The sequence below is a fragment of the Shewanella sp. genome, assembly GCF_047975355.1.
GTDB lineage: Bacteria > Pseudomonadota > Gammaproteobacteria > Enterobacterales > Shewanellaceae > Shewanella.
Genome location: NZ_JBKEDJ010000012.1, coordinates 20,598 through 33,579, shown reverse-complemented (window position 1 = coordinate 33,579; position 12,982 = coordinate 20,598). Strand labels below are relative to the sequence as shown.

Below are 12,982 nucleotides of genomic sequence, written 5' to 3'. Positions count from 1 at the left end.
AGCCCTGTGGTGAGCAAAGTGTATTACCCAGGCCTTGTGGATCACCCCGGTCATGCCATTGCCGCCAAGCAGCAAAAAGGCTTTGGCGCTATGCTGAGTTTTGAGCTTAAGGGCGGCGAGGCCGAAGTGGTCGCCTTTTTAGATGCCTTAAGTTTATTCAGCGTGGCCGAGAGTTTAGGTGGCGTTGAGAGTCTCGTGGCCGTGCCCGCGACTATGACCCACAGGGCGATGGAGCCCCAAGCGCGTTATGAAGCTGGCATTAAAGACACCCTATTACGTTTGTCGGTTGGTATTGAAGATGCCGACGACTTAGTTGCAGATATTCAAGCAGGATTGGCCGCCGTTGCGGCTTGTCAGTAGAGGAATTCGAGATGGCACGTTGTCACTTACATAAATTTGGTGGTTCCAGCTTAGCCGATGCCGATTGTTACCGCCGAGTCGCCCATATTCTGTTAACTCATGGTCATAGTGATGATCTGGTGGTGGTGTCTGCCGCGGGTAAAACTACTAACTTTTTATATAAATTATTGTCCCTGCGCGATAGCAACCAATTATGGCAGGAAGAGTTACAAGTCCTTATCAGCTATCAGCAAGGCTTGATTGAGCAGCTGTTATCCAATGAGCAAGCGCGGGATCTGCGTGAGCGTTTAACCACGGATAAGGCCCAGTTAATCAGTCTGTTATCTTTAGATTCCCGTAACGATTACCAAATTAGCCATGTGGTGAGCTTTGGTGAACGTTGGTCGGCACGTTTAATGGCGGCGCTACTGCGCGAATCGGGTGTGGCTGCAAGCCATGTGGATGCCTGCTCGATTCTAGTGGCCGACGAGGCCGCCGTGCCGCAAATTCGTGTGCAAGAATCCCGCGCCAAAGTGCAGGCCTTACTTGCAGCCCATCCGAATGAACGTTTAGTGATCACAGGTTTTATCTGTGCCAACGAGCGTGGTGATACCTTGCTATTGGGTCGCAATGGCTCTGACTTTAGCGCCAGCTTAATTGCTAGCCTTGCCGACATTGAGCGCGTGACCATTTGGACCGACGTTGAAGGGGTATTTAACGCCGATCCGAATAAGATCAACGATGCGAAATTACTCAAGAGCATGTCCCTCGCTGAAGCTGACCGCTTGGCGCGTTTAGGCTCGCCAGTATTGCATTCACGCACTTTGCAGCCGCTATTTAACACTGAGGTGAGCCTAGCCGTGCGGTCAAGCTATGCCTCCCATACCGACTTTACCCTGATTGCTCCCCACAGCTCCTCGGCAAGTGCGCCCGTGGTGACCAACCTGAATGCTGTGGTGTTATTTGGTTTTAAGATCGCGGGCGATGTGGCCAGTCTGCTCGAACAATTAGTCGAAGCAGGGTTAACGCCGCTGGCACATTGGGTATCGGCGCATCAACGACTCGAACTTGCCTATACCGCTGAAAACCAAAAACAAGTACAAAAGTTATTGGATGCACAGGCCGAAGAACTCGGCATTAAAGATCTGCAAATAAATACCGAACTCGGTTTAGTGGCGCTTGTGAGTGCCGATGCCGAGCATTATCGCCGCAGTTTTGCCCGTTTACTGAGCCGCGACGCTAAGCCTTTGTTCAGTGGTGACTTAAGTTTGGTGACCTTAGTGCCACAGTCGCAGGTTAATCTGCTGACGCAAAAAGTGCATCGCCGCTGCGCCGGTCCGCGTAAACGCATTGGCGTATTGCTGCTGGGCGTTGGCAATATTGGTGAGGCGTGGGTAAAGCTGTTTAAGTCAGTTTCTCCCTCGCTGAATCAAGAACTTGAAGCGCGTGTTGAGCTCGTCGGTTTGGTGAGTTCTAGCAAAGCCCTGATCAAGTCTACGGCTGTGGATTTGGAAAACTGGCAGCAGGAATTCGATGCCGAGGCAACACCTTGGCAATATGAGCACTTATTCGAACAATTAGAACAACTTAACTGTGATGAACTGATTGCATTAGACATCAGCGCCAGTGCCAGTTTGACCCTACAATACCCAGAGTTTTTCGAGCGCGGCATCCATATGGTCAGTGCGAACAAGCTGGCGGGTTCTGGCCCGCTGCCGTTCTACCGTGAGCTGAAGGAGCAACTCGGTTATCGCCGTCTATTCTGGCGCTATAATGCCAGCTGCGGCGCGGGTTTACCCATTCAACACGCCTTAAACGATCTGCGTAATAGTGGCGATACGGTTGAGGCCGTCGGCGGGATTTTCTCTGGCACCCTATGTTGGTTATTCGAGAAATACGACACCAGCAAACCCTTCTCGGAATTAGTGGTTGAAGCGCGTGGTTTAGGCATTACTGAACCCGATCCCCGCGACGATCTTTCTGGCCGCGATATGCAGCGTAAGCTGCTGATTTTGGCCCGTGAAATCGGTCTGGAAATCGAGCTTGAGGATATTGAGCTGCGCTCCTTAGTGCCAGCCCATTTAGCGGATATTCCGCTGGAGCAATTCCTTGCCCGTATCGGTGAGCTGGATGATGAGTTGCAGCAACAATACGGCGCGGCGGCAGAGCAAAATAAAGTGCTCAGATATGTCGCCTCTTTGGACAATAGTGGCGCGGCCCTGAAAGCCGAAGTGGGATTACAGTGGATTGATGCGAATCATCCCTACGCTAACCTCACGCCTGGGGACAATGTGTTTGTGATTCGTTCTGCTTTCTACCAAGGTAATCCTCTGATTATCCGTGGACCGGGTGCGGGGCGTGAGGTAACAGCCGCGGCGGTGCAATCGGATCTGACGCAGATCTGTCGCGATCTGCTACAAGAATAGGAGTAAACCCAGACACTTGAAGAACTTAAAACTCGTATCTTCAAGTTGATTTGGTCAATATTCATAGACTTAAAGGACTCATTCGAGTCCTTTTTTTATTGGCGAGGATCAGGACTAAAATCAAGCTGGTTAACGAGGGATAAGAAAATGCCAAAAAGGGGGATTTTTTGGCTTGACTTAACGGCCAGTTTCTCTAGTATATGGACATATAGACGTCCAAACGTCCATATGGATTAAATTACTGCATTTATAAGTCGTACCAGCGCGATGGAGCGTCGCACTCGGGCGGTTGAGGAAATACACATGGCTTTTCATCACGCACAACATTCACATTCGCTAAACCAAAGTTTGTCTGAACTTAATGGCGATATTAATGTTTCTTTTGAGTTTTTCCCGCCATCAACCCCCGAAATGGAACAGATCCTGTGGAACTCTATCCGCCGTTTAGAGCCGCTGAATCCTAAGTTTGTTTCAGTGACCTATGGTGCCAACTCGGGCGTGCGTGACCGCACCCACGGCGTGATTGAACGTATTCAAAAAGAAACCAATCTGGTTGCCGCGCCGCATTTAACCTTAGTGGATGCCAGCGACGAAGAATTGTTAGATCTGGCGAAGCATTACTGGAAATCGGGGATCCGCGACATAGTGGCGCTGCGTGGCGATTTACCAGCGGGTAGCCCGAAACCGACTCGTTTTGCGGCGGATTTAGTGCGCCTGCTGCGCTCTGTGGCCGACTTTGATATTTCGGTTGCCGCTTACCCAGAAGTGCACCCAGATGCGGCTAACGCTCAGGCCGATTTGATTAACCTTAAGCGTAAAATCGATGCCGGTGCGAGCCGTGCTATTACCCAGTTTTTCTTCGATGTGGAATCTTACCTGCGTTTTCGCGACCGCTGCGTTGCGGCGGGAATCGATGTCGAAATCGTCCCCGGTATTTTACCCGTGACTAACTTCACTCAGCTAAAACGTTTCGCGGGCATGACCAATGTGTCGTTACCTAGCTGGCTACATAAGCAATTTGATGGTCTAGAGAATGATGCGGGCACCCGTCAGTTGGTCGGCGCTAACGTGGCGATCGATATGGTCAAAGTGTTATCCCGTGAAGGGGTGAAGGATTTCCACTTCTACACCCTTAACCGTGCCGAGCTGACCTATGCGATTTGCCATACCCTAGGGGTTCGCCCAAAGGCGGTATAACACAGTAAAGGTCCATAAAAAAACGCCGCTACTTTAGCGGCGTTTTGTTTTTGGCTAAAACCTAAATCCTAAATTGGGAGTAGGCTGGTTAAGCGCATTGAAAACTATGCAATTCCATCCTCACTCTTGACTGTGCCCGTTACCCCTATGAGGTGATATTGGCCACGGCCGTCTCATATAATTTGTGTAACTCTCGTTGTGCTGACTCTCTTATTTGGCGGCTAAATTCTGATAGTACCAGCGGCATGATAAAGCTTATCACCGCGAATAACAGTTGGCTGATATCCTAGTGCTAATGTTTAAATTCTTCACAGCTAACCTCCCAGTATCTGTATATCTGCCTGATTATTTTTTTGAATATTATAGAGATACTGCTTTTTATATTTGGTCTCGGCTTAGCCTTTTTCAGTTGTTTTTCAGTTTTTTTTCAGTTTTTTGTGGATTTCGTGGCGGCGTGCACAGATCTTTTTTTTTGTGACGAATATTTACTTAGCCTGCTAACTAAGTATAATGCTTAGCAGGCTAAGTAAATGAGTAGGCATGATGCAGAAAGAATTAGAGCGATTAAAGGAGTTATCCCTTGCGGAACATTTGGGCCGCTTGCACAGATTATGGCGCACAGTGGCGGATGTGGAATTGGCGCCACTCGGCTTAACCCATCCTCGTTGGACGGCATTGTGGAAGTTATTGCGTCTGGGCGACAACGTGAGCCAGAAGGTGTTAGCAGATGCGCTGGAAATTGAATTGGCTTCTCTGATGCGCACTTTAGGGCAGTTAGAGGAGCAAGGTTTAGTCGAGCGTCACTGCTGTACTAAAGACAAGCGCGCCCGAATCGTGTCGTTAACGCCAGAGGGTAAAGACGTGTTAAAGCAAATGGAGGCGCGGATCATCCGAGTCCGGGGCGATTTATTAACAGGGATCAGCGCCAGTGAGCTTGGCGAGTTCGAACGCATTATTAGCCTAATCAGTGATAACGCCTTGGCCAAGTTGGCTAAGAGCACAGAAATTCTTGAGTGAGAAATAAGATGACACCGGATCAACAATTTGCCCGCCTTGTAAAAATCGCCATGCTCGGTTTTGTGGCAGTGTTTGGCTATTTTATGTTTGCCGACGCTATGATGCCCTTGACCCCACAGGCCATGGCAACTCGCGTGGTGACTAAGGTGACTCCGCAGATCAGCGGCAAGATTCAAACCATTAATGTGAAGAATAACCAAGTGGTCGCCAAGGGCGATTTACTGTTTCAAGTCGACCCTGCCCCCTTTGAGTTAGCCGTGTCTCAGGCCAAATTGTCCCTAGAGCAAGTGCGTCAGGACAATGCTGAGTTAGATGCTTCGTTATTGGCGGCCAAGGCGGAAGTGAATGCCAGCACCACTACAGCACAACAAAAGCGTCGTGAGGCCAAACGTTTAGATGCGCTGTATGCCACCCATGGCGTGTCACAGCAGCAACGTGATCAGGCCGATAGCGACGCGGCGGCGGCCGAGGCAAATTTGTCAGCCGCCAATGCACGCCTTGAAAAACTTAAAGTCAGCCGTGGTCTCTATGGTGAAGATAACCTTAGAGTGCGCCAAGCCATGAATGCGTTAGAGCAAGCAGAGCTGAATTTATCCTATACCCAAATCCGTGCCGACCAAGATGGAGTGGTGACTAACCTGCAACTCGAAGTGGGTAGCTTTGCCTCTGTGGGCCAGCCATTACTCGCTTTAGTGTCTGATAAATTGGATATTATTGCCGATTTTCGTGAAAAGACCTTACGAGGTGTTAACGCATCCTACCCTGCATTAATCGCCTTCGACGGTGAACCTGGTCGTCTATATCGTGCTCAAGTGAGCAGTGTCGACGCCGGTGTGAGTGCGGGGCAGTTTGATGCCAATGGCCGTTTAGCGGCGCCGCAGGAGTCGGACCGTTGGGTGCGTGATGCCCAAAGATTAAGACTGCACTTAGTCTTAGACGACAATGCCATGAATGGCCTACCTGCTGGGGCTCGCGCCACAGTGCAATTACTGCCCGACAATGCGCTGTTTAGCCTGTTAGCTAAGGTGCAGATTAAGGTCATCAGCCTGCTTCACTACATCTATTAATTTCAAGGCCATTCGCATGTTGTTACGCCACAGCCCGTTAACCACCAATGATTTACGCCAGTGTTTGCGCATTGCCACTGGCGGCACGATTGGCTTTACGCTCTGTAAACTCTTTGGCTGGAGTAATGGGGTGTTTTTTACGGTAACCCCGATGTTATTGCTGGGATTAGTTCCAGTGATGAATGGCCATGCGATGCGGCAGTTGCTGGCCTCATCGGCCATGGCGGGGCTTGAAGTTGGCCTGCTCGGAGGTTTCTTCGGCAGTCACCCAGGATTGATGACGCCGATTGTCTTTTTACTGTTTTTATATCGCTTTGCGGCTATGTCCCGCGGTAGTCTATTCCTGTTTGGTGCCAATGGCGTGCTGAGTTTGAGCATTATGCTGCATTTTGCCAGCTATCCGGGCACAGATCTTAATGACCTGATTTTTAGTAACTTCTGGGCGACGGGATTATCGGTAGTTATCGCTTATTTGATGACTGCACTTTGGCCAGATGTTGAGCCTCGCCCCGCCCATAAGCCGGGCCCTAAGGCGCCGCATCGCATGCGCCACGAGGCTTTGCTCGGTGCTAGCATAGCTACGCTCTCTTTCTTAGTGTTTCAGATTTTCGACTTGCGTGACTCCATGTCGGCGCAGGCAACCACCTTGTTGCTCTTGTTTCCCATGCATTGGAATGGGGCGCTGGATTATGCCCGCAAACGTGCGCTTGGCACACTGCTTGGGGTGTCGTTTGGGGTGATGGTGCAACTCTTCCTCTACGACTGGTCAGGATTGTTGCTCCTGATTGTGCCGCTGTTGTGGATTGGTCTGATGTTATTTGCTCAGGCCCATGTGAAAGAGGCGAGTGGTTCAGGCGTTGGTTTTGGCGCCATGACCACTTTAGGGATTTTGTTTGGACAATACTTAACCCCTGGCAATGATCTCATCTTCAGTGCGTTGTATCGGGTGAGCAGTATTTTTGTGGCGATAGTCGCAACGCTGTTTTTGTGTTATCTGCTACATAAGTTATTAAATAGCTTTGAAGCTACTCGGTTTGGTTATTAAGAACTTAATATTAGATTTTTTTAATATTTGTCCGGTTATGATTTGAGGAGTAAAGTACACGAATTCGTTTAGTGTGGGCTAAACGTTTGAACGCACAACTCAATTATCTCTTTTTCAACGACCTTGGTTTAGGGTTTTACTATGGTGTCGAGCCGTGTAAGCGAGAGCCAAGGTTTGTTCAAGGATAGAAAATGAATATTAAAATTAGAATATTAGCCAAAGGCATTGCACTCATCTACGGCTGTGCCTTGACCTCTGTAGCCATAGCCAATCCAACAACTATCCCGCCAGCGGGACAAATCTGCGTGACTTGCCACGGCGTCGAAGGCGAGGGCATTGAGCCACTCGGCCCCCGCTTAGCTGGACTCTCGAAAGAATACCTCACCACTCAATTGCAACATTTTCAGGCCGGTGTGCGCCAAAACGCGACCATGATGCCGATGGCGATGACACTGCAAGGTGATGGCATCGAGCAAGTGGCGAGTTACTTCTCCGCCAAATTGCCTAAAACCGAAGTGAGGCCCGTCATTCGCGGTGAACAGGTGACCTTTAGTGACGATACCGCGCGCTTAGCCTATCAAGGTGATTGGTCACGCGGCTTACCTGCCTGTGTAACCTGTCATGGCCCCTCGGGTTTAGGTGGCGGCCTGTTCCCGCGTTTAGCGGGCCAGCAGGCCAGCTATATCAAGACGCAGCTCTTGGCGTGGCAAGCTGGCACTCGTAAGGGAGATGTGGACGGCATGATGGCCAATGTGGCTAACAAGCTGACTGCCGCCGAGGTGGATGCCTTAGCGAACTACTTTGCGAATTTAAAATAAGGAGTCGGCCATGAAATCTTCTGCCATCTTACTATTGGCCGCAATGGGCTTTCTGACAGCTCAAGTGCAAGCGGCGAATGAGTTGCCCGATAAACAAGCGCCATTGCCTTCAGTCCCTAAAAATCCTGAACAAACCTATTTAACACCAAGACCCTTAAGCGCGATCCCTGAAGGTGCCTTCGGCGATAAAGTTCGCTTAGGCTATCAGCTATTTGTGAATACTCAGCAGCTTAGAGATAAGTATGTGGGTAACGAGCTTAACTGTGCCAACTGCCATATGGATGCGGGCCGTAAGGCGAATGCGTCACCACTCTGGGGCGCCTATTTTGCGTATCCCGCGTACCGTAAAAAAGACGATAAAGTAAATACCTTTGAAGAAAGGGTACAGGGCTGTTTTAACTATTCCATGAACGGTAAAGCCCCCGCAGCGGGAAGCCCCGAACTGGTTGCATTGTCGGCCTATGCCTACTGGTTAGGTATGAGTGGCTTGATGGATGCGGCTAACCTTGATGGCCCAGTGCCAGAGCTCAGCGATGCCGAATTGGTAAAAGGCGCAAAGCGTGAGGATTTCCCGCTGCCAGAAGCACTAGCCAAAGCGATGACTGTGGAGCAACGCGCTAATCTGCCTGGCCGTGGTTATCCTGAGATCCCAAAACCTGAGCTCGCGTTTTCACCCGAGCGCGGCAAAGCCGTGTATACCGCTCACTGCCAAGCCTGCCATGGCGCCGATGGTCAAGGTCAAGCGATTGCGAGTGTTTACTCCTTGCCGCCATTATGGGGACCTATGAGTTACAACTGGGGCGCAGGCATGCACAGGGTAAATACGGCGGCCTTTTTTATCTATGAAAACATGCCCTTTGCTAAGAGTATTCAGCTGACTAACCAACAGGCTTGGGACGTTGCGGCTTACATCAACTCCCATGAACGGCCACAGGACCCCCGCAATAAGGGCGATGTGAAACAAGCGCAGGAGAAATACCATAACGACAATGACTACTACGGTGTCGAAGTCGATGGCAAAGTGCTTGGCACCGCCTCTTATCCGGTGTTTCCGAAAAAGTCTTAGTTGAGTCGCTTTGATTCACTGTTCTCGCTGTGAAATAAAGCGAGTGAATTAGTTAGGCAGAAAAGCCAGTAAGTCTATAACCTTGCTGGCTTTTTTATTTGTGCACTACAAAAGTTAAAAAGCTACAATGTAGTTAGCACCTCTTTTAAAGTCATTGATGGTAATAATTGATTGTTTAATAAGGTTTAATTGATATGGTAATGGTACTTAGTTGCTTAAACTTTTACTTTTCGAATTAAATACGATTTCACCTTGATTTCGAGCCTTACAAATAAGTAAAGTAACCAGCTCATCTGCAGTTGCTGGATATAATTTACTCCTTGTCGCCGCTGGATAGCCTGACAAGAAAAAGGAATTTGAATAATGAATATAAATGCATCACTTTTTGGACAAGTTGTTATTATTTTAGCCATTGTTATGGCTGTCCTTGGTTACTACTTAGGCAAACGAAAAACTCAAACACCTATTCTGACCGCTGTGCTTGCTTTCTTTAGTGCGATTTTGCCACCTATAGCGCTCATTTTCTTAATCGCTCTTGTAGTTAAAAATGATGTATCCAAACCAGGAGATAGCTAAGTGATTGTTTTTTTAACAGATCTAATTGATTAACTTATTCTCCTGACTTGCCGGAAGGCGAAGTCGGCACTATCGAATTGTGATCCCCCTCCTTTGAACCTTAGCCTGATAGTTCGAACAAGGATGGCTAAATGGTCGCTAAAAATGGATGTAGTTCGAGTCCGTCCCCGCATTATATGTTGTGAAAGGATTAACAAATACCGCTATGGCATGGATGCCAAAAAGCGGTCATGGGAGGATGGTTATCTCTCAAATCACAATCTCGCGTTCTTCACATCTAGAATGCTCTGTTGCCCTAAAAAAATACACAGTATTTCTTTATAACTATCTTGAATTTTCAAAACATATCGAAAGAACCTTTTCTCGATTGTAGAAGAGGTTGATTTACGCCAATTATTTGATTGAATTACACAAAAAGAAACAGAGGCTTTTATTCTTGACTTTATTTGTTAAGAGGAAATATAAGTGATGTTTCCATCATAAGCAAAGAAGAATTTAACCCCAATAGTTTTTGATATAAAGCAGCTTCACTCATCACTAAGATATACTGACTTCACAATGTTCATTGAAGAGCCTATATACAGGTTTAATGAGATTATGATAATATTGATATAAAACCAACTTAAAGTATTCTCTATTTTTTATAATAATGTTGATGTTGAGATAATGATGCGAACTTATTCGTGTTGATTGTTTTTGTAATTGTTTAAATAACATTATCAATTATTTTTATTAGAGGTACAGTAATGTTCGGTCATATTATTTTAATAAAGCAAGAGTTGATGATTGACATTTGAAAGAGAAAAATATTGGGATAATGCTACTTTGATTTCGATGAGGATTGCACTGATATCCTCAACGAAAGGATTCTTCTATCAAAGCGATGATAAATTTTGGGTTAATTTCTAGTTCTTGGTCTAATTTTCGATCTTATCCTGATTGTTGTATTAGCCTTCTTAATTTTCAAAAGTCACTAGTGCCACCTACTTTCATATTTTTCTATTTCAGCCAGTAGCAAACTGATAATGAGATATGATACAGGCGAGGTTGAAGGCGTCCCGATGGTAATTTTGTTCACCACCTTTTATGGAAAAACCATATAGTGAACCTATATTTGGCACTCTACATATGTTAGCTTTGGCATTGAGCAGAATCTGCCACAGAAATATATTAGTCAGTCAAGATTACTTCGCACGGTGTGCCGTGCTTTATGGTACGCTAGTACTTTATTGCGTTTTGCACTCGTGTGAGTTTAGCACAAAATCCTGTTAGCACTGTCGTACTTTATTGATGAATTACGTTTTACAAGGAAGTGATATGAAGATTTTATTGATTATTATTGTTTTAGGGCTCACTGCTTGCGCATCAAAAACGGATGAGCCGAGTACAGATGATTATCAAACATTTTCAGGGCTTAAGAACGGTGAGTTAATTTATCAAGGGCCAATTACCAAGGCATCAAATGAAGCTCTTTTTGAGGCGTATGAAAAATCTGATAAAAGCCCTCAAAAGCTTGTTGTTTCTAGCCCTGGTGGAAATATCAGTCTGGGAATGGAGCTTGGAAAGTGGATCAAAGACCATAATTTAGATGTTGAGGTATCTAATATCTGCGCATCTTCATGCGCAAATTATGTCCTTACTGCTGCGAATCGAAAATATCTAAGAAAAGATTCTATATTAATATGGCATGGAAGTGCGTGGCAAGAAAAATGGCATAATGATAAATTGAATCAAGTCAATTTATCAAACTATCTAGCTTCGATGAGAGATAAAGAAACAGAACTGTTTGAAAGGTTCAAAGTAGATAACCTTTTAACTGTATACGGTCAGAGTAAATTGACATTATGGGATCGCATTTTATTTTTATTCGGAAGAAATAAAGTTGGATGGGATTATTCGATTGAAGATATGAATCGCTTTGGATTATCAAACATTGTTCTAATAGATAAAGAATGGGATTGGCGAAAATATCGCCACAACCAAAGAGAGCTAGTAAAACGTGTTAAAGTGGATAGTGAGTATTATTTCAAACTTCATCGATTTGAAATGTAACGAAAATATTCAATCATTAACATGCTCTCAGGGGGATGATACGTGGGTTGTCTTCGATCTTAGACTAATTATTAAAGTCACTTATGTTGATGTTATATTTAATCGGTTATTCTATTGGTTTCGTAGATATTGAACCGATAGAACCGAAAGTAGGCATTAAGCCACCTGGAAGCTACAATTAAATTTTGCTTGATTACCCAAAGGAACTCAAGGGGAAAGAGGTAGAAGGTTTTTGGCTTATAAATAATGCTAAAGCTATTATCGGAGAAATATCTATGACCGAAGTTATGGCTATTTTAGTGAGGTATGGCCTTTACATTACTTCATTGTCGGCTAAAATGATTTTTGCGATTATTACATAATCAATCATCAGAATAAAGATTTTTTAATTGGTTTAGCAGTTTACGAAATCATGGTATGTAATCCTTATACTGCAAATATATCAGAGTTCATAAATAAGTATTTTTCAATATATTAAAACACAACAAGATGTAGTAATCGGATTGGGTAGGGTTGTTAATTTTTTTTGAAGCCAAAAGTTACTATCTTCACTAAAGTGGTCTGAGCGGTGCTTGTTGCCAAAGGGAGAAGGTATGCAAAATATCGATAACACTAATACACTCACTCGCGGTGAAAAAGGAGTTATTGCCAGGGTGTGTTCTAGCCTAGCAGAATATTATGAGAACCGTAAAAATGGCCTTCGTTTCGCATTTATTATTACCAGTTTTTTCTTTGCTATTCCGGTTTTTGCCTATACTGTTTTATGGTTTGTGCTACCTAAATATCCAACGAGCCAAGCTGGAACCCGCCAATTTAGGCGTAAAGCGAAACATAGACAAAATTGGCAGCTAACCAGCGAATAAAGTCGCTCAAGTGCATTCGCTGGGATACAAATGCGTAGGCTACTATTGCTTCGTTGAGTGTTTTGTCTAAGTATTACTGACCTTACGTTGGCGTCGTATACTAATTTAACAAAGGAAATTTTTAATGGATTTAAATGCAACTCTCTGGGGGCAAATTTTTTTCGTTTTAGCCCTAATAGTCATATTTGTCACAGTAAGGTTTGCCAGGGGAAAAGCAAACAACATTCCGTTAGTTGGTTTTTATGCATTCTTACTCAATTTTTTATTTCCGCCAGGTGGGTGGATTTACTGCGGTTATTGGTACTTTAAAAGTAATAATTACCAGTAGCTCGTTTATATTTGGCTTTCCTGAAAGAGAATTTTTTAAAGTAATTAACAAGTTGTTCAAGTTTACTCTGTCAGCCAAGGCTGGAACCGTGGGACTGGCGCATTGCGCCCAGCCCCTTAGCAAAGTGATATCTATTGATGTTTTATAGCTCTAGCTCCATCAATATCATATTTAGACTGCTTTTGTAT

General features: G+C 45.6%; 11 protein-coding genes. All 11 read left to right on the top strand.

Annotation, left to right across the window (positions count from 1 at the left end; genetic code table 11):
• Nucleotides 1-360: PLP-dependent transferase (locus ACK5NH_RS05255; protein WP_416918107.1), on the top strand; the 360-nt coding region annotated here is incomplete at its 5' end.
• Nucleotides 361-371: 11 nt separating this feature from the next.
• Entirely contained in the window at nucleotides 372-2,765 is a 2,394-nt protein-coding gene (locus ACK5NH_RS05250) for a bifunctional aspartate kinase/homoserine dehydrogenase II (RefSeq protein ID WP_416918106.1), read from the top strand.
• A 303-nt stretch (nucleotides 2,766-3,068) separates the two neighbouring features.
• A complete protein-coding gene (metF, locus tag ACK5NH_RS05245; RefSeq protein WP_011624168.1) occupies nucleotides 3,069-3,962 on the top strand; it encodes a methylenetetrahydrofolate reductase in 894 nt (297 codons plus the stop codon).
• A gap of 543 nt (nucleotides 3,963-4,505) precedes the next feature.
• Nucleotides 4,506-4,979 (top strand): transcriptional regulator SlyA, encoded by a 474-nt coding sequence (slyA, locus tag ACK5NH_RS05240; protein WP_416918109.1) that lies wholly within the window; start codon nucleotides 4,506-4,508, stop codon nucleotides 4,977-4,979.
• 8 nt (nucleotides 4,980-4,987) lie between these two features.
• Nucleotides 4,988-6,046 carry an HlyD family secretion protein gene (locus ACK5NH_RS05235; RefSeq protein WP_416918105.1) on the top strand — a complete coding sequence of 353 codons (1,059 nt, stop codon included), beginning with the start codon at nucleotides 4,988-4,990 and terminating at the stop codon, nucleotides 6,044-6,046.
• Between the two features lie 16 nt (nucleotides 6,047-6,062).
• A complete protein-coding gene (locus ACK5NH_RS05230; protein WP_416918104.1) occupies nucleotides 6,063-7,091 on the top strand; it encodes a DUF2955 domain-containing protein in 1,029 nt (342 codons plus the stop codon).
• 191 nt (nucleotides 7,092-7,282) lie between these two features.
• Entirely contained in the window at nucleotides 7,283-7,909 is a 627-nt protein-coding gene (locus tag ACK5NH_RS05225; RefSeq protein ID WP_416918103.1) for a c-type cytochrome, read from the top strand.
• A 10-nt stretch (nucleotides 7,910-7,919) separates the two neighbouring features.
• On the top strand, nucleotides 7,920-8,975 hold the full coding sequence (locus ACK5NH_RS05220) for a c-type cytochrome (protein WP_416918102.1): 1,056 nt from the start codon (nucleotides 7,920-7,922) through the stop codon (nucleotides 8,973-8,975).
• Nucleotides 8,976-9,338: 363 nt separating this feature from the next.
• Nucleotides 9,339-9,551, top strand: a complete 213-nt coding sequence (locus ACK5NH_RS05215) for a hypothetical protein (protein ID WP_416918101.1) — start codon at nucleotides 9,339-9,341, stop codon at nucleotides 9,549-9,551.
• Between the two features lie 1,317 nt (nucleotides 9,552-10,868).
• A complete protein-coding gene (locus ACK5NH_RS05210) occupies nucleotides 10,869-11,603 on the top strand; it encodes a hypothetical protein (RefSeq protein WP_416918100.1) in 735 nt (244 codons plus the stop codon).
• Nucleotides 11,604-12,196: 593 nt separating this feature from the next.
• Entirely contained in the window at nucleotides 12,197-12,466 is a 270-nt protein-coding gene (locus tag ACK5NH_RS05205) for a PspC domain-containing protein (protein WP_416918099.1), read from the top strand.
• Nucleotides 12,467-12,982 lie beyond the last annotated feature (516 nt).